The 17,725-nt window shown below is 34.4% G+C and carries 16 protein-coding genes; 4 read left to right on the forward strand and 12 right to left on the reverse strand.

What is annotated here, in order from left to right; all coding sequences use genetic code 11:
* Positions 1-32 precede the first annotated feature (32 nt).
* Positions 33-1,403 (reverse strand): histidine--tRNA ligase, encoded by a 1,371-nt coding sequence (hisS, locus tag DUZ96_RS06855; RefSeq protein ID WP_114301201.1) that lies wholly within the window; start codon positions 1,401-1,403, stop codon positions 33-35.
* Positions 1,404-1,534: 131 nt separating this feature from the next.
* On the opposite strand from hisS, the gene DUZ96_RS06860 reads away from it, so the two are divergent.
* Positions 1,535-2,776: an ABC transporter permease gene (locus DUZ96_RS06860; protein WP_114301202.1), complete on the forward strand. Its 1,242-nt coding sequence runs from the start codon at positions 1,535-1,537 to the stop codon at positions 2,774-2,776.
* Between the two features lie 5 nt (positions 2,777-2,781).
* Here the strand turns inward: DUZ96_RS06860 and DUZ96_RS06865 are convergent, their stop codons facing one another.
* The 6 genes from DUZ96_RS06865 to rpsF all read right to left on the reverse strand — a co-directional run bounded on the left by DUZ96_RS06865 (position 2,782) and on the right by rpsF (position 8,667).
* On the reverse strand, positions 2,782-3,255 hold the full coding sequence (locus DUZ96_RS06865) for a DUF6495 family protein (protein WP_114301203.1): 474 nt from the start codon (positions 3,253-3,255) through the stop codon (positions 2,782-2,784).
* Between the two features lie 57 nt (positions 3,256-3,312).
* On the reverse strand, positions 3,313-6,528 hold the full coding sequence (locus DUZ96_RS06870) for a carboxypeptidase regulatory-like domain-containing protein (protein ID WP_114301204.1): 3,216 nt from the start codon (positions 6,526-6,528) through the stop codon (positions 3,313-3,315).
* Between the two features lie 115 nt (positions 6,529-6,643).
* Positions 6,644-7,504, reverse strand: coding sequence for a glycerophosphodiester phosphodiesterase family protein (locus DUZ96_RS06875; protein WP_114301205.1), 861 nt, complete (start codon positions 7,502-7,504; stop codon positions 6,644-6,646).
* 62 nt (positions 7,505-7,566) lie between these two features.
* Complete coding sequence (rplI, locus tag DUZ96_RS06880; protein WP_114301206.1) at positions 7,567-8,016, reverse strand: 50S ribosomal protein L9; 450 nt, start codon at positions 8,014-8,016, stop codon at positions 7,567-7,569.
* A gap of 12 nt (positions 8,017-8,028) precedes the next feature.
* A complete protein-coding gene (gene rpsR / locus DUZ96_RS06885; RefSeq protein WP_114301207.1) occupies positions 8,029-8,325 on the reverse strand; it encodes a 30S ribosomal protein S18 in 297 nt (98 codons plus the stop codon).
* A gap of 3 nt (positions 8,326-8,328) precedes the next feature.
* Entirely contained in the window at positions 8,329-8,667 is a 339-nt protein-coding gene (rpsF, locus tag DUZ96_RS06890; protein WP_114301208.1) for a 30S ribosomal protein S6, read from the reverse strand.
* A 199-nt stretch (positions 8,668-8,866) separates the two neighbouring features.
* Between rpsF and DUZ96_RS06895 the strand changes: the two genes are divergently transcribed.
* Complete coding sequence (locus DUZ96_RS06895) at positions 8,867-9,562, forward strand: LytTR family DNA-binding domain-containing protein (protein WP_076620930.1); 696 nt, start codon at positions 8,867-8,869, stop codon at positions 9,560-9,562.
* A gap of 3 nt (positions 9,563-9,565) precedes the next feature.
* Here DUZ96_RS06895 and priA read toward each other — a convergent pair whose 3' ends face one another.
* The 3 genes from priA to nadC are packed head-to-tail and all read right to left on the reverse strand — an operon-like array spanning position 9,566 to position 13,847.
* A complete protein-coding gene (gene priA, locus DUZ96_RS06900; protein WP_114301209.1) occupies positions 9,566-12,019 on the reverse strand; it encodes a primosomal protein N' in 2,454 nt (817 codons plus the stop codon).
* 1 nt (position 12,020) lies between these two features.
* Positions 12,021-12,980, reverse strand: a complete 960-nt coding sequence (locus DUZ96_RS06905) for a YihY/virulence factor BrkB family protein (protein ID WP_114301210.1) — start codon at positions 12,978-12,980, stop codon at positions 12,021-12,023.
* A 9-nt stretch (positions 12,981-12,989) separates the two neighbouring features.
* The gene (gene nadC / locus DUZ96_RS06910; RefSeq protein WP_114301211.1) at positions 12,990-13,847 is read right to left on the reverse strand and encodes a carboxylating nicotinate-nucleotide diphosphorylase; all 858 of its coding nucleotides are present in this window, start codon (positions 13,845-13,847) and stop codon (positions 12,990-12,992) included.
* A gap of 90 nt (positions 13,848-13,937) precedes the next feature.
* On the opposite strand from nadC, the gene rlmH reads away from it, so the two are divergent.
* Positions 13,938-14,411 carry a 23S rRNA (pseudouridine(1915)-N(3))-methyltransferase RlmH gene (rlmH, locus tag DUZ96_RS06915; RefSeq protein WP_114301212.1) on the forward strand — a complete coding sequence of 158 codons (474 nt, stop codon included), beginning with the start codon at positions 13,938-13,940 and terminating at the stop codon, positions 14,409-14,411.
* A gap of 50 nt (positions 14,412-14,461) precedes the next feature.
* Here the strand turns inward: rlmH and hpf are convergent, their stop codons facing one another.
* Positions 14,462-14,761 (reverse strand): ribosome hibernation-promoting factor, HPF/YfiA family, encoded by a 300-nt coding sequence (hpf, locus tag DUZ96_RS06920; RefSeq protein WP_114301213.1) that lies wholly within the window; start codon positions 14,759-14,761, stop codon positions 14,462-14,464.
* A 400-nt stretch (positions 14,762-15,161) separates the two neighbouring features.
* On the reverse strand, positions 15,162-16,958 hold the full coding sequence (locus DUZ96_RS06925) for a glycoside hydrolase family 2 TIM barrel-domain containing protein (protein WP_114301342.1): 1,797 nt from the start codon (positions 16,956-16,958) through the stop codon (positions 15,162-15,164).
* A gap of 90 nt (positions 16,959-17,048) precedes the next feature.
* Here DUZ96_RS06925 and DUZ96_RS06930 point away from each other — a divergent pair, with 90 nt between their 5' ends.
* Complete coding sequence (locus tag DUZ96_RS06930) at positions 17,049-17,624, forward strand: non-canonical purine NTP diphosphatase (RefSeq protein ID WP_114301214.1); 576 nt, start codon at positions 17,049-17,051, stop codon at positions 17,622-17,624.
* Positions 17,625-17,725: the final 101 nt, after the last annotated feature.

Here is a 17,725-nt window from a genome sequence, read left to right on the forward strand (position 1 = left end):
AAAACCCTGATAATTATGTCAGGGTTTTTTTATTAATTAACTTTTTCTAGCAATTCATTAAAAGTTATAGATTCCTGCGAACCTTTATTCATATCTTTTAAGGTAAAGGTTTCTGTTTTTAACTCCTCACCACCAACTAAAACAACAAATGGTATATTTCTGCGATTAGCATAATTCATCTGTTTTTTCATTTTAGCCTTATCAGGATACAACTCGGCTTTAATACCAAATTCTCTGAGTTTTGTAACAGCCTTTAGACAAGCCATGGCTTCCGTCTCACCAAAATTTATGAATAATACTTTTGTAAATGCTGTTATGGTATTAGGAAACAGGCCCAATTCTTCAAGTACCAAATAAATACGGTCCAATCCAAAACTAATACCAATACCGCTCATATCCTTCAGTCCAAAAATACCTGTAAGATCATCATAGCGACCTCCACCTGCTATTGAACCTATCTTAACTCCTTCTGGTGCAGAAACCTCAAATATGGCACCTGTGTAATAATTGAGCCCGCGTGCCAGTGTCACATCAAGTTCCAGTTTGGCAGATTTAAGTTTGAATTCAGCAGTAGCTTTATTGATAAACTCAAGTTCTTCAATACCCTTTAATCCCTCTTCTGAATTAATTAAAATAGCTTTTAAACTTTTAATTTGGTCTCCAAAGTCACCAGTTAGTTCAAACAATGGCTGAAGTTTTGCAACTCCCTCCTCAGAAATTCCCTTGCTTAGCATTTCTGCTTTGACCATCTCCTTACCTATTTTGTCTAGTTTATCTAAAGCAACCGTAAAATCAATAAGTTTATCTTTTGCACCAATAACCTCAGCGATACCAGATAAAACTTTGCGGTTATTTATTTTAATGGTTACACCTTTAAGGTTTAAAACGTCAAATACTGCATCATAAAGCTGAATAAACTCAATCTCTTGAAATAATGATGTAGATCCAACAACATCAGCATCACACTGGTAAAACTCTCTAAAACGTCCTTTCTGAGGTCTGTCTGCCCTCCATACAGGTTGAATTTGATAGCGTTTAAAAGGAAACTCTATTTCATTTTGGTGTTGTACTACATACCTCGCAAAAGGTACAGTTAAATCATACCTAAGTGCCTTTTCTGAAATTCTCGGTGTTAGTTTTTGCTCTGATTTTGATGAATAATCATCATCTGATATTTTTTTGAGGTATTCTCCTGAATTTAAAATCTTAAAAATCAATCGATCACCTTCATCTCCATATTTTCCCATTAAGGTATCGGAATTCTCAAAGCTAGGAGTCTCAATTGGTTGAAAACCAAAAACCTCAAACTTATTCTTAATCGTATCTACGATATAAGTTCGCTTTGCTACCTCAGTTGCATTAAAATCTCTTGTTCCTTTAGGGATACTTGGTTTTTGCGCCATATTCTCAATTAATTTTTCACAAAAATATTATAAATTTTAAAGGCATAACCAAGATATTTTGATTTTATAGTAACTTTATGCTGTTTCAGTAGTCTTATACTTTTAAACAACCCAACTATTAGAGAAATTCTATGTTTTCATTAGCAAGAGAAAATGTTAAGATTGCTTTTGGCTCGATAAAAAGTCAACTTTTAAGAACCGTCTTAACTGTATTAATTATTGCCATTGGTATTATGGCCCTTGTTGGTATTTTAAGTGGTGTATCAGCATTAGAAAATACAATTTCTAGTAATTTCTCTTCCATGGGATCCAATACATTTAACATTCAACGCTATGAGTTTACAGCGCAACGTCAAAGCAGTAGAGAGCGCCAGAAATTAAACCCTGTTATCAATTATAGAAATGTAAAGGAATTTGAAGATAACTATAACTATCCATTTACAAAGGTTGCTGTAGTTTTTACTGGTACCATTTCAGCAGAGGTTAAATATGAAAATATTAAGACTGATCCCGAAGTAACTATTTTGGGTGCAAATGAAAATTTTATAGAAAACTCTGGACTTGAAGTAGAGAACGGACGATCCCTTAACGTATTTGATATTGAAAACAGTAATGCGGTTACAGTTATTGGAAGCGACTTGCAAAAAGCTTTATTTCCCGAAGAAAACCCTATTGATAAGGTAATTAGTGTTAGAGGTTCAAAATTCAGAATCATAGGAGTACTAAAGGAAAAAGGTGCCACATTTGGAAATAATCAAGATTTAAGAGCTATTATACCAATACAAAAGGCAAGATCAATTTTTACCAACCCTAGAATAAACTATGGTTTAAGTATCAAGGTTGATAAGCAAGATATGATTGAAGCGGCCCAAGATGATGCAATTTTAACCTTTAGAAACATACGTGGGCTAAACCCAGTAGAAGATAATGATTTTGGGATAGAACGTAGTGACGATCTTCTTAATCGAGTTGCTGAAAACACAGCTGCACTTTATATAGCCGCTTGGATAATTAGTATTATAACCATTTTTGGTTCGACTATAGCTTTAATGAACATCATGTTGGTTTCAGTTACGGAAAGAACAAGAGAAATAGGAGTGCGCAAAGCTTTAGGTGCAAAAAACAGAACCATTGCGTTTCAATTTTTTATGGAAACCATTATTATTGGTCAATTAGGTGGTCTATTAGGAATATTACTAGGTATCTTAATCGGCTGGGCAGTTGCATCTGGATTTAGTTTGCAGTTCTCCACTCCATGGGTTGCAATGATTTGGGCTACAAGTATAGCGTTTATTGTGGCTGTTATTTCTGGGCTTTATCCTGCTACAAAAGCGGCCAAATTAGATCCAATTGAGTCTTTACGCTACGAGTAATACAATTACTGACCTATTAATTTTTCGAAATACTGAAATAATTCACCTTTAGTGATATTGGCACCTGATTGAATTAGCTTGAAAATATCTAAGTGCTTGTCGTCAGAATAATCTTTGTTCGCATTAAAGAATTCTATATCATTAGATAATAGATTATCACGCAACCATTGAAACCCTTCTGTTGTTGTTAAGTCCACCTGGTCATGTTTTAATTTCAGAGCAATGAGGTGCATGTTTTTTTCTTTACACTTAAATAAATGTATGTGTTGAGGTGAGATATGCTCTAAATATTCAACTTTACTCAACACACCAAACCAAACTAAGTCACTAAACACATCTAGTTCCTGCTCTGCAGATTCGGGCTTGTTTTTCTTTAAATCTTCCCACTCATTAGCCGTAATGGACTGTGTCGCCAAAAAATTGATAAATTCTTGGTGCAATTCTTCAAACTGCTCTTTTGTAAGTCTGGTATATTTCATAAAAAAAGCGCCCTTAAAAATAAGAGCGCAAATGTAATAAATAAAGCTGTATAACTTTTAGAATATGTATCTAATTCCGAATTGTGCTTGCCATCTTGACAATAGACTTACATCCGCACTGAAAGTTTCTGTTAGATTACCATTAAAAGTATACGTTGGGTCGTTATTAGCATCTACAGATACACCTATTGGTTGTATACTATTTGGCACCTCTACAACACCCCATTTACTATTGATTAAATTACCAACATTCAGTACATCTGCACTAAACTGTAAAGTGTGTGTCTTCTCACCAATTTTGAAATTAAAATCTTGTAAGATTTTAATATCCCAACGCCCTCTCCATGGTGAGAGTGCTCCATAGCGTTCAGCATAGCTACCGCGATTTTCGCTTAAGTAATCATCTTGTTGAATATACGATTCGAAAGCCTCCGCCTGTCCCGGACCTGAGAACGTCATTTGTTGCACTTCACCACTTGTAGGTATGTACAATAAATCATTAAAATTAGATCCATCACCATTGATATCACCTCCATAAGTATAGCTGAATCTACCACCTCTAGCATATTCAAAAAACGTAGAAATTGTGGTGGCAAATTTGCCATCTCCATATTCAAACTTCTTTGATCCTACACCAATAAAACGGTGTGTGTCGCCATACTTAGAATAAGATAATACATCATCATTAGCGTTACCAGAAATTGCATTTCCCGCGAAAGCATCACCCGTAATTTCTGCTTCTATGGAGTTTACATCCTTAGCATTTAAATAGTTGTAAGCTAAACTAGTATAGAAACCATCACCAAATGTCTTTTGGGCTTTCAACGTACCATTCCAAATTCTACCTTTATCCGAGTTTGTAAATACATAGGCATTTGTTGGTCCACCAAATTCGTTTGTTGCAATATCAGAAGCTTCGTAGACCGGTCTGTTATCAACACCTTGTAAAGTTCCTGAAGGATCATCTAATGCCCAATTTTGTACATGGACACCATTTACATCTTTTGTGTATGAAAGGTCAGCAGTTAAGGTAAGACCATTTTCAAATCTATGATCAGCACCTAAATTTGTGCGCCATACTTGTGGCCATTTAAAGTCAGGATCTACAACTTGATAAAAGAAGAAATCTACACCTTGTACTTGGTTACCTAACCAAACAAAAGGAAAACGACCTGTGAATAATCCTGTTCCACCACGAATCTGCGTTTTATTATCGCCATTAACATCCCAATTAAATCCAAGTCTTGGTGAAACCAATAAACTATTTGATGGTAAGGTTGTAGAATCTAGGTTAACCATTTCTCCTGTTTCAGGATCAAAATAATCTATAGTTGGTTGGTAAGTACCTCCTGAGAAATCAGCTGGATTAAACACACCACCTTTTCTATCTATATTCTCTTGTATTTTTGTAGCTGTATCAAAATATAATGGTCTATCAAAACGAACTCCATAGGTCAATTTAAAATCTTCTGTAACATTCCACTCATCCTGGGCATAAAAAGCCAATTGACCAACGTTAGTCTCTGCTAATGCCCATCCTCCAGGATTTCCTAAACCTGCTGCATTCAAAGAACTGTTTGCAGCAATAGCATCATTAAATAAACCTTGATAAAATGCTACTAATCCTGCTTCTGCTGCTGGATCACCTGCTGCATCTCTAAACGATTGGATATCTGCAGTAGGGAAGAACACCCCTTGAGCGCCATAAGCACCTAAATTAAATGAATTATCAAATTCAAATTTCTCATAAGAAACACCGACCGTGAAGGTATGGTCTCCTTTTACAAAGTTTAAATTGTTTGTAAATTGAAACACTTTTTGATCTAAGTTATTGTTTATTGAGAATGGCTCATGACCAGCAATTATATAGTTTGCACCCCCCTCTAAAATAGTAATAGTGGGTGCTGGTGTCGATAATGGATTTCTAAAATCATCAAAATGTGTATAACCAATTTGAAATTTATTACTCACGCCATCGCCTAAATCACTATTTAATTCTAATTGAAATGAATCAAGGTTATTATTGATTTGATAACCAGCATTTTGGAACTGCAATTGATTTGGACCTGGCCCTCTAAAACCTAATGCAGATGGGTGAGCTGGCTGTTCTCTAGAAGCTTCAAGGAAATTATAGATAAAAGCTAATCTGTTTTTATCATTAATATTCCAATCTAACTTAAATATACCTTTAGTGGAGTTACTATCAAAAGTAAAACCTTCGTATGCACCAGGATTATAAAATTCACCACCACCTATAGATACTTGTCTAAGGATATTATCAACCAATTGAAAATCTGACTCTAGAACTCTTGATTCTCCAGCTGCACCACTACCAGATGGAGTTGTTCTTGCAAAGAATCCGTTTGTACCTAAATCAGTACGCTGATCTTTTTCAAAATTTGCAAAGAAAAAGAGTTTATTTTTTATTAATGGTCCACCAATACTAAATCCAAACTGATTTTGCTCGAGTTCAGGTCTTAACACAGAATCACCATCTACTTTATCGCCTGTAAGACTCTCGTTTCGTGAAAATCCATATACTGTGCCGTGAAATTCATTAGTACCACTCTTTGTAACCGCGTTAACACTTGCACCTGTAAATCCAGATTGTGTAACATCATATGGTGCTAAAGAAACTTGTATTTGGTCAATTGCATCTAAAGATATTGGTTGTGCTCCAGTCTGTCCTCCTGGTGTAGGAGAATCTAGACCAAATGGATTATTAAAAATAGAACCATCTAACGAAAAATTATTAAACTGGTCATTTCTTCCACCAAAGGAATTGCCCGTAGAAGAAGGCTCTAATCTGGTAAAATCAGATGCAGACCTAGAAATAGTAGGTAGTCTAGTTATTTCGCGTCTTCCAACACTAGTTTCGGCTCCTGTTCGATCACTACTAAATGTGCCAGAAGTAGTACCAGTTAAAACAACAGCTTCCAATTCTTCGCTGCCTGATTGCATAACATGGTCAATATTTTCTGTTATCCCTAGTGTTAAGTAGACGTCAGAGAACACCTTAGTTTCAAAACCAACATAGCTAATGGTTAAGGTATAAGGACCACCAACTCTAAGGTTTAATAGGTTATAGCGACCTTCAATATTTGTAATTGCGCCATATTTTGTACCGGTAGGTGTATGTACAGCTACTACATTGGCACCAAATAATGGCTCTAACGATTCCTCTTGAATGAGACCTTTAATATTAGATGTTGTTACTTGTGCAAAAGACAGGGAGACAAATAACAAACAAATAACAAAAACATAATTTTTCATAATTATTAAAAATAGTGTTAGTTAATACTCACTAAAATTAATTTTTTAGAACCTAATTATGAAGAAAAATGACAATAGTTTATTAACCTAAACGCGAAGTTATCAACGAAAATTCTCAATTAATGGCTTTAAAAGCTTCAAAAGGTCTATCTGTTGCAATGATATCAATCCCCATAGCTTTCCAAGTCTCATATAATTGATTTCCTCTAGCCTTTGCCTGTCTATCTAAGTTACTCAGGGTACCGAGTATACAAACTATATCATTTTGATGAAGGCGTTTATACAAGGATTGAGGTGACAAACGTGTCCCTGTAAATGCAAGCATATTTTCTGTTGGGATTTTGGATTGCAATAACCTTTCAAATTCTTCATTGTTTCTTGCAGAGACAGACAATAATAGTTCAGGAGCATTCTTGAAAGCTGATTTAGCTTGAGCCACATCATACGTAATCAAAACGCATATATCCTCAGCATTAGCCTCTTTAATAGCGTTTATAACATCAATCTGTCTTACACTGCGTTTAATATCAACAGTAAGAATTACATTATTGGTTTTGCACCATTTTAACACATCCTTAAACAAAGGAATCTTATACGAGGTTTTATTGCCAAAATCATCTATTAAGTTAAATTTTGAAAGCTGCTTATACGTCATTTTTCTAACTAATCCGCTACCTGTTGTAGTTCTGTTGATAGAATTATCGTGCATTAGTACCAATTTATCATCCTTTGTTTGTGCTATATCAATCTCAAAAATTGCCGAAATACTATCGTTGATAAATTGTATAGTTTCAAGGCAGTTCTCAGGATAATTAAAAATATCCTTTCCACCACGATGTACACTGATATTAGGATAATTCTTGTTAGATGCCCTAAAGACTTCAACAAGTTTAGATTTAGCTACTGTTTCACTTTTGTTGGATTTGCATGAAATCACAACAAATGATAAAACGAAAATGAGAATGTACTTGTACATTAATGAGGTATAAAAAAACCGCTTAGTAAACTAAACGGTTTTTAATTATAATAGTCTTAAGATTAAGCTTCTGCAACCACCTCAAACGGTAAATCTACAGTAACTTCTCTATGCAATCTTATAATAGCATTGTATTTTCCTAAACGCTTTACATTACCACCAATTACATTGATGTATTTTTTGTCAATTTCTTGACCTTCTTTTTGTAAAGCTGAAGCTAAGTCAATATTGTTAACAGAACCGAATAGCTTATCACCAGCACCTACTTTTGATGCAATCTTGATTTCTAAACCAGATAATACCTCTGCAGTCGCATTAGCTTCATCGATAACTTTCTTTTCTTTAAAAGCTCTTTGCTTTAAAGTTTCTGCTAAAACTTTTTTAGCTGAAGGTGTTGCCATTACAGCTTGACCTTGTGGAATTAAATAGTTTCTACCATAACCGTTCTTAACTGTTACAATATCGTCTTTAAATCCTAAATTCTCAACGTCTTGTTTTAATATAAGTTCCATTGTTATGATATTTTATTTTAATAAATCAGCAACGTATGGCATTAAAGCTAAATGTCTAGCTCTTTTTACTGCCACTGATACTTTTCTTTGATACTTTAAAGAAGTTCCTGTTAAACGTCTTGGTAATAGTTTGCCTTGTTCGTTTACAAAACTTAATAAGAAATCTGGATCTTTATAATCAATATACTTGATACCAGACTTTTTAAAACGACAGTACTTCTTTGCTTTTGTAGTCTCTATATTTAATGGTGTAAGATATCTAATCTCACCATCCTTTTTTCCTTTTGCTTGTTGTTCTATTGATGACATAGTTTACGCTTTTTGTTTGTTTCTTTCTCTTCTTTTTTCAGCCCAAGCAATTGCATGCTTGTCTAATTTTACAGTTAAGTAACGCATAAAACGCTCGTCACGTCTAAACTCTAACTCTAAAGGTTCAATAGCTTCACCATTTACTTGGTACTCAAATAAGTGATAAAAACCACTTTTTTTGTTTTGGATTGGATAAGCCAGCTTTTTTAAGCCCCAATCTTCTTTGGCTATCATCTTAGCACCTTTAGAAACAAGAAAATCTTCGTATTTCTTCACTGTTTCCTTTATCTGATCTTCAGATAAAACGGGATTTAAGATGAAAACAGTTTCATAATTGTTCATAATAATTTATTTGTTTGTTATTAAAACGGGTGCAAAAATACATATTTATTCTAATTCTAGCAACGTTTTTACTATTAAAATATCGTGCTTTTATGCACAAAAAATTATGTTAAAAATTACACTTTGTCGGTAAAATTTGTTTTTTAACCGAAAATATTGTACTATTGTCGATATCTTAACCTAATAAAATATAAATGTTATGACTTTAAACTGTGTAGTTGTTGATGATTCTGCGATTCAGCGTCTCTCTATAGTAAAGTTAATCGAGAACCATTCCTCGCTTAATCTTATTGCAGAGTACAGCAGTGCGTTAGAAACGAAAAACGGTCTTAATACACACAAGGTTGATCTTATCTTCTTAGATATAGAGATGCCTGTATTAAACGGTTTTGAGCTATTAGATGTACTCAACAACAAACCCCAAATTATTTTTGTTACTGGTAAAACCGAATATGCTTTTAAAGCATTTAATTACGACGCTACCGACTATCTTCAAAAACCAATTACTAAAGAAAGATTTAATACTGCTGTAGAGAAAGCTATTGAGCAGCATAAATTAAAATTAGACTTTAACGAAACAGATGGCGAACACATTTTTGTGAAGAGCAATCTTAAAAAACGTAAAGTTTATATTAAGGATATTAAATGGATTGAAGCATTAGGCGATTATGTAAAAGTTGTAACTGAAGAAAATAGCCTAGTCGTTTTATCTACAATGAAAGCATTTGAAAAAGAATTACCAGAAGGTAAATTCTTAAGAATTCACAAATCTTATATTGTGAATCTTGACAAAATAGATCGCTTTAACAGTAAAAATGTTGAAGTGGGAGCCTATGAGATTCCATTGAGTAGAAATAAAAAGACTCAATTGGTAGATGCTTTAAATAATATGTAACTATTAGTAGTTATCTATATTTAAAATTACTCTTACAGGCCTAAAATCTTTTACAGCATTGAAGCTATTATGTATTTTCATAATGGCTTCTTTTGTTTTGTTTAAGGATTGATTTTGTGGAATTTTTACAAGAATGTTCTTATTGTATAAATTTCTAATTCTAGAGATTGGCGGAAACTCTGGACCTAACACATTGGCTTTAAACACCTGTCTCAACGATTTTGAAAACCAATCTGAAGCTAAATTCACTTTATTATAATCCTTATGCTTAAATGTTATTTTAATTAATCTATAAATTGGTGGATAATGATAGTTATATCTATCATTCATTTGCTCTTTAAACATCTCTTTATAGGCATTTACAGAAACTTGCTGTAATATGTTATGGTGTGGATTATACGTTTGTATTAACACCTTACCTCTTAAATCCGTACGGCCTGCCCTTCCTGCAACTTGAGACATTAATTGATAACTTCGTTCATAAGCTCTAAAATCTGGAAAATTGAGCAAGTTATCCGCATTCATTATCCCAACGAGCTTAACATTTCTAAAGTCTAACCCTTTAGTAAGCATTTGAGTACCGACTAGTACATCTATTTCTCCTTGTTCAAAATTATTTATCAGTTTTTCAAAACCAAATTTACCTCGTGTGGTATCTAAATCCATACGAGCTACCTTATGGTCAGGGAATAACACCTTCACCTCCTCCTCTATCTGTTCCGTACCAAATCCCTTAGTATCTAATGAAGCATTACCGCAAGCTTCACAATTATTCATCATGGCAGAATTATAACCACAATAATGACATCTTAACTGATTTCTAAATTGATGATAGGTTAAACTCACATCACAATTAGGACATTGAGGTGAGTGCCCACAGGTAACACATTCTACAATTGGAGAAAAACCACGTCTATTTTGAAATAATATAATTTGCTGTCCATCATCTAATGCCACTTTCATTTCCTCAACAAGCCGGTCACTGAAATGACCTTTCATACGCTTCCGCTTGTACTTATCTGCTAAATCTACCAATTCAATATCTGGCATTAGAACATTATTGTATCGTGTCGTCAGCTGTATTAGTCCGTATTTACCGTTAATTGCGTTAAAATAACTCTCTAAACTTGGTGTAGCAGAACCCAGTAATATTTTAGCATTATGATAATTTGCCAATACAATTGCCACATCTCTTGCGTGATATCTTGGTGCAGGATCAAACTGTTTGAAGGATTGCTCATGTTCTTCATCTACAATGATTAAACCTAAGTCAGAAAAAGGTAGTAATACGGCAGATCTCGCTCCAATTACAATTTGTGCCTTGCTCTTTTGGGTGAGTAAATTGTTCCAAACCTCAACACGTTCATTGCTAGAGTATCTAGAATGAAATACTGAAACTTGCTCACCAAAATAATTCTGTAAACGCTCTACCAATTGTGTAGTTAAGGCAATTTCAGGCAACAAGTAAAGCACCTGTTTTCCTTGTTCTAGTTGTTTTTTAATCAGGTTGACATATATCTCGGTTTTACCTGAAGAGGTCACACCATGAAGCAGTGTAACGGATTTATCCTGAAAATTATTTTCAATAGCTATTAAAGCCTCATTTTGAACCTCACTAAGGGCTTTAACTTCAGAATTATCTTCACCTTTGTATTGCACTCTATCCGTCTGAATATGATATTCTTCTAAAATAGATTTTTCTATCAATGCCTTTACAATTGCAGTAGATGCGCCACTAGCTTTGGTAAGCTCTGAAACCTTAATGGGTTTATTATTCTGAGCTTGGAGTGTAAACAAGGATAAAACAACCTCTCGTTGTTTTGGAGCTCTACTCAAAATATCCAACAACTCCTGTAATTTCGTTTCGGATTTAAAGGCATCGTCAAGTTTGACGTATCTTACTAATTTTGGTCTATATTTTTCGTATAGTTCTTCGTGCAGGTGAAGTATGTTTTTCTCAACCAAACTTTTTATGACAGGAAGTACGCGCTTTTTATCTAATATGGAAATGACATCCTGAATTTTCAAAGAAGACTGATACTGTAATGCTTCATATATTAAAAACTCATCATCCTTAAGTTCAACATCATTTACTGTAATACTTTCATTTCTTGAGATAATGGTTTCACTCTCAAGTATTAATGCATTTGGTAATGAAGCACGCATAACTTCTCCTAAACTACACATGTAATAATTGGCAATCCATTCCCATTGCTTTAATTGTAATTTGGTAATGATAGGAGTATCATCCAGGATTTGATGGATCGTTTTGGGTTCGTAGGCTGTGGGAGGATTAATATGAATCTTATACGCTAAGGCAGTATAGATTTTGTTCTTACCAAAAGGTACCGCAACACGCATTCCCGTTTTAATAAAATCGGCTTCTGCCTCAGTGATATGATACGTAAAAGCCTTTTGAAGCGGTATTGGTAGTATGACGTCTATGAAGTAGTTCATACTAACTTACAATATTATCTACTGAGCTCTTCCTTAAATTTCTTAAGGTAGCATTTAGCTCATAACCAAGCAATAAAATATTAGAATTGAGCCACAGATATAACAGCAATATCAATAATGCTCCGATAGAACCATATAGTTTGTTATACTGTGAAAAGTTTTCAATATAGACACCAAACAAATACGACGTGAGTATAATCAATGAGGTGGTCAATAATGCTCCAATGGAAAAGAAACGTGTATGCCTGCCTTCTTTGGTTCCGAAATAGTATAAGGTTGCAGTGGCGATATACACCATCACCACAAAAAATAAATACTTAGCAAAGACAATCCAACCCAATCCGGAATCAGTTTTCAACGCATCTTGACCTGTGAGACTTTCATAAATAGGTTGAATTATATAAATCTGAAAATAGCCAAATACCGCAACGGTCAATAGAACCAAGAATACCAAAATCAAGGATACACCAAATGCATAGAGGTATTGCTGCACTACATTACGGGTTAATTGCTCGTGGTACGAATATTCAAACCCGGAGAAGACCGCACTTACACCATTTGCCATTAATATCATGGACAGTAAAAAGATGGTAGATATCAGCCCAGCTCCTCCACTACCACTGATATTCTCAAAAATATTGGAGAAGAAAAAATCAGAGGTCTGAGGTGGTAAAAATGAATTTAGAAAATCTAAAAACTCAGTTTCAAAGCCATCAATAGGTATATATGGCATTATGATGATAACGAATAACAAAAAAGGGAATATGGCCGTGAAAAAACTAAAAGCTATAGCACTAGCCCTTGTGGTTAGTGCGCCATTAACTATTCCCATGATATATAGTTCCAAGAGATCATAAATTGATAACCCTTCAAATCCTGGTAATTTTATTCTCTTAAAAAATCTAACAATAAGATTGAGGACGGGAATTTTATCAAGTTTATCTTCTATAGGCTTGGTCATAGCATTATATTAAACGGCTTTAAGGCTTAAATCCATATTATAAACCGAATGTGTTAAGGCTCCAGATGAAATATAATCTACACCACACTCTGCATATTTTCTTACGGTATGCTCATTAATACCACCCGAGGATTCTGTTAAGCACTGATCACCAATTAGTTTTACAGCCTTTTGTGTATTTTCATAATTAAAGTTGTCTATTAGTATACGATAGACTCCTCCACAGTCTAGTATCTCTTTTATTTCTTCAAGATTGCGAGCTTCAACTATAATCTTTAGGTCGCGCTCAGTATCTTTTAAATATTGCTTGGTAAGGTTAATAGCTTTTGCAACACCACCAGCAAAGTCAATATGATTGTCCTTGAGCATAATCATATCATACAGTGCAAATCTGTGGTTTTCGCCACCACCAATTTTTACCGCCCATTTCTCTAGGGCTCTTATTCCAGGCGTGGTTTTACGTGTGTCTAATATTTTAGTACCTGTACCTTCTAGTAGATTTACAAACTTCTTGGTTTTTGTGGCAATTGCACTCATACGTTGCATTGCATTTAATACCAATCGTTCTGCTTTTAATATAGATTGGGATGCACCTTCAACATAAAATACAATATCACCATATTTCACATCGCTTCCATCCTCTATTAAGGTTTCAATAACCATGTCTTCATCAACATAAGCAAATACTTTTTTTGCAAATTCTACACCTGCAACTACACCATCGTCTTTTACCAATAGTTTTGCCTTTCCCTTTGCTGTTCCTGGTATACAAGCTAATGAACTATGATCGCCATCACCAACATCTTCACGGAAAGCATTAGAGATTATCAGTTCTATTTCCTTATCAAATTGTTCTTTTGAAATCATACATATGTATTTACTGTAAAAATAGGAATTGAAAGATTAAAAATTTTAAAAAGAGAATATCAATTTCTAAAAAAGTATAACTTTGAAATTATGACCATTAAACTCATTGCCATCGGTAAAACCGACAACAACAATTTGCAAACACTTATTGCTGATTACCAGAAGCGTCTGGGACATTATGTTCGGTTTGAATTTGAAATCATACCAGATCTAAAAAAAGTAAAACACCTAAGCGAATCGCAGCAAAAGGACAAGGAAGGAGAACTTATCCTTTCTAAAACCCAAAAGTCTGACGTGCTGATATTATTAGACGAAAATGGCAAACAAATGGATTCCGTTGCTTTTGCTAACTACCTGCAAAAACACCTCAACTCTGGTATAAAAAACTTAATATTTGTAATAGGTGGACCTTACGGTTTCTCGGAAGCAGTTTACCAACGTGCCAATGGCAAATTAGGACTGTCTAAAATGACATTTTCGCACCAGATGGTACGCTTATTCTTTATAGAACAATTATACAGAGGGTTTACTATTTTAAAGAACGAACCCTATCATCATAGATAGATAGCAAACCCTCCGGTATAATTAAACGCCTGTGCGTTTATAGATAATAATTAGTGTGTTTTAAAAATTTCCTTGCGTTTTTTTAATTGACGTGATAAATCGCTTATCGTTTGATTTACTGCCAATTCATAATTTTTTTCATTCGATGTAGCAAAAATTCTAGGACCTGGTAAACTCAATTCTATATTACAGATTTTTCCGGCCTGGTGATCTTTGTCATCGTGTTTAATATAAACTTGAGCAGAAATAATGAACTCAAATTTATTTGCTAATTTCTCTAATTTTTCTGTCGTAAACCGTGATAAAGTCTCGCTAACATCAGTATTTACATATTGAAAATTCACCGTCATATATATACTTGTTTTAATTAATAATTCCTTACTCTAATATACAATTTTTTATAAGGTTTATTACTGATAATTGTCATAAATAATACCTAAATATTTAAGTGCTGAAAATTTAAAACCAAGATCACGTCTATGGTTTTATAAACTAGCGAATAATGAATCAAGAAACTTCTAAGGACATGATTATTTTAAACCTTATAAATTAAAACAACGCTTTAGTCAAAGATTTCAGGATCTGATGGAAACTCAATACTTCCAATACCAGAAATTGGTGTTTATACCCAATCTTGTGCTAGGCACACATTTACTATTAGTGCTATGAGAATGATGAATTTATAATTCAATCGCATAGGTTGGTTTTTAATAAAGCTAATTTAATTCTAGTTTAAAAATAACTTTCATACTACTCAAACACAATATCATCAATATAAATTTTATGTGGTGAGCCATAAGCGTTTGCAAAAAGCACAAATCCAGAACGAATGCAACTTAAATCTGATTTCTTGAGCTTAATAGTAAACTTGTGCCATTTAGAATCCAATGGAATTTCCTTAGCCTCAATGGCCGAATCTGGATAGGTCTTGTCCTTACCAATTAAACCAAAACCAATCTTGGCACTGACACCTCCAAAATCTGACTTCGCCCAAAAACTAAAAGTCTTTGCACCGCTAATATCATAACCGCCTAAAATATCGCCCCAATCATTGGCTGGATCTACCAAACCAATGCCATACCAACCGCTACGTTCTTTATAATGAATGCGCATGGAGGTTTTACCAGAGTGCTTTTCGCGTGTGTGGTTCATATCAATTTCTAAGGCATTATAATTTCCCATATAAGCAGAAGGGAAATAAGGCATTTCTATATCATCCTTATACACATAAAACGGGAGCTCTACTTTGGGTACTAAGAATCTTTTGGCGTTGGCAATAGCATCTTGTACCACAATAGACGAAGAAGCAATGCCCAAATTATTGTAGGTGTCCTTCACCATGGCATAGACTTTTATACTACCATTAACCTTAGGCAATTGTATTTCAAAACCATCATTAACATTCCCTCTATGATTTAATGGTGTAATCTGATTTCTATAACGTCTACTCCCAACACGATGGTTATAGGCAAAACTTACGTCTAAAGTTTCGTTTTCCTTATCTGAAATTTCTAAATCCACGGTAACCCATTCACCACTACTATAGGCTCTATCTGGCAAATTTAAGTTGGTGATTTCTGGCACATAATTTTCTGGTTTGTTCCCAGTATAAGCATCACGTATGGCCCAATATTGTGGTCTGTAACTGCCATTAAAATGTGTCATTAGCCACACACCACCAAAATCTTTTCCATCACTGTAATGAAATACATAAACACCTAAACAATTGGTTTTATTTGTTATCCAATCCTTATAGCCATTGGCAATGGCATCATATTTTTGCGTATCGTTAGGCTCTATCTTTACAGCGTTTTTATCTTCTGTAGCATCCCATTCTCCCATAACGCCAAACTCTGTGACAATGTAAGGCTTATCAATGTTGCGTTTCTCCATTTCTTCCTGCAAGAAATTGGCACCAGCACCGTAAGCGTTAAGACCGTAAATATCTAAAGATGGCACATATTTACTCCACCAATCCATTCCAAAGGTCCAAGCCTCGGTTGATGATATCGGGTGATTGGCATCTATCTTCTTAATATCACTGCAAATACGTTCTAAAAATTGAGAATACACCAGCTTTTCTTCGTCAGTAGCCATATTGAGATATACCTCATTGCCTATTCCCCAAGTCAGTGTTGCTGGATGATCCTTGTACTTTTTTACAACCTCAATGGCGCTATTGTATTGATCTTCTATGCCCTTTTTATCAGTGAGGTAGTTAAAACTATCATCGTCTTCCATACCAGGTCTTCCATGACGCATCCAAATACCAACCATCACTTTCATGCCATGAGTATGCGCCATATCCATTAAAGCAGGTGTGTTGTCTCCAGTAGCCCAAAGACGTAAAGTATTTACGCCCAAATATTTTAAATCCTTAAAATAAGTGTCATAATTAGCCACATCCTTGTCATAACCCCAAGTTGCACCTTTAATTTCAAAAGGTTCGCCATCTACCTTTAAAACCCATTGATTCTCTATCTTTTCTACAGTGGTTTGTGCATATGATAAGAATGAAAAAAACAGGCTAAAGATCAAGTAACGCATATCAATTTTTTTATAAAATGTAAAGCTACCCAATTTTTTGCGCTTAACCGAATATTAAATTATCTTTAAAATCCTATTTAATACTCATTTATGCAACTTGTTTTTGCCACCAATAATCCAAACAAAATAAAGGAGATACAAGCCTTAGTACCAGCTCATATTAAACTATTAAGCTTGGCTGATATATTGTGTATTGAGGATATCCCAGAAACCACAGGAACCATTGAAGGCAATGCCAAACAAAAAGCAGACCATATCAAAAACCATTATGGTTATGATTGCTTTGCGGATGACACTGGTTTGGAAGTTGAAGCCCTAAATGGCGAACCTGGAGTAAATACGGCATACTATGCTGGCCCACAGCGTGATGCCAATGACAATATGGACAAACTACTGAATAATCTAAAGGACAATCCCAACAGAAATGCCCAGTTTAAAACGGTTATTGCCCTGCATCTCAATGGTAACTACCATGAATTTACAGGAATTTGTAAAGGTGAGATTACCAAGGGAAAACAAGGTAATAAAGGCTTTGGTTATGACCCAGTGTTTAGACCTCTAGGTTATGAGCAAACCTTTGCTCAAATCAACCTCAACTTAAAAACCCAAATTGGACATCGTGGTAAGGCTATAAAGCAACTTTTTGATTTTTTAAAGAATACGTAAGATTACGGATTAAAATCTTACTGAGAAAATACTAACTTCGCTTATCAACAGAAAAACCAATTTTAACTGAATTTATCTCAACGTTGTAAACATTTACAAAG

Origin of the sequence: Winogradskyella sp. KYW1333, assembly GCF_003335675.1 — a bacterium.
Taxonomy (GTDB): domain Bacteria; phylum Bacteroidota; class Bacteroidia; order Flavobacteriales; family Flavobacteriaceae; genus Winogradskyella.

What these genes read in the sequence shown, in the direction of transcription:
- rlmH (WP_114301212.1), top strand. Translation starts at nt 13,938, where the DNA reads ATGACCATTAAACTCATTGCCATCGGTAAAACCGACAACAACAATTTG.
- DUZ96_RS06925 (WP_114301342.1), bottom strand. Translation starts at nt 16,958, where the DNA reads ATGCGTTACTTGATCTTTAGCCTGTTTTTTTCATTCTTATCATATGCA.
- DUZ96_RS06930 (WP_114301214.1), top strand. Translation starts at nt 17,049, where the DNA reads ATGCAACTTGTTTTTGCCACCAATAATCCAAACAAAATAAAGGAGATA.
- nadC (WP_114301211.1), bottom strand. Translation starts at nt 13,847, where the DNA reads ATGATTTCAAAAGAACAATTTGATAAGGAAATAGAACTGATAATCTCT.
- DUZ96_RS06865 (WP_114301203.1), bottom strand. Translation starts at nt 3,255, where the DNA reads ATGAAATATACCAGACTTACAAAAGAGCAGTTTGAAGAATTGCACCAA.
- DUZ96_RS06870 (WP_114301204.1), bottom strand. Translation starts at nt 6,528, where the DNA reads ATGAAAAATTATGTTTTTGTTATTTGTTTGTTATTTGTCTCCCTGTCT.
- DUZ96_RS06860 (WP_114301202.1), top strand. Translation starts at nt 1,535, where the DNA reads ATGTTTTCATTAGCAAGAGAAAATGTTAAGATTGCTTTTGGCTCGATA.
- DUZ96_RS06905 (WP_114301210.1), bottom strand. Translation starts at nt 12,980, where the DNA reads ATGACCAAGCCTATAGAAGATAAACTTGATAAAATTCCCGTCCTCAAT.
- DUZ96_RS06875 (WP_114301205.1), bottom strand. Translation starts at nt 7,504, where the DNA reads ATGTACAAGTACATTCTCATTTTCGTTTTATCATTTGTTGTGATTTCA.
- priA (WP_114301209.1), bottom strand. Translation starts at nt 12,019, where the DNA reads ATGAACTACTTCATAGACGTCATACTACCAATACCGCTTCAAAAGGCT.
- rplI (WP_114301206.1), bottom strand. Translation starts at nt 8,016, where the DNA reads ATGGAACTTATATTAAAACAAGACGTTGAGAATTTAGGATTTAAAGAC.
- hpf (WP_114301213.1), bottom strand. Translation starts at nt 14,761, where the DNA reads ATGACGGTGAATTTTCAATATGTAAATACTGATGTTAGCGAGACTTTA.
- rpsR (WP_114301207.1), bottom strand. Translation starts at nt 8,325, where the DNA reads ATGTCATCAATAGAACAACAAGCAAAAGGAAAAAAGGATGGTGAGATT.
- DUZ96_RS06895 (WP_076620930.1), top strand. Translation starts at nt 8,867, where the DNA reads ATGACTTTAAACTGTGTAGTTGTTGATGATTCTGCGATTCAGCGTCTC.
- rpsF (WP_114301208.1), bottom strand. Translation starts at nt 8,667, where the DNA reads ATGAACAATTATGAAACTGTTTTCATCTTAAATCCCGTTTTATCTGAA.
- hisS (WP_114301201.1), bottom strand. Translation starts at nt 1,403, where the DNA reads ATGGCGCAAAAACCAAGTATCCCTAAAGGAACAAGAGATTTTAATGCA.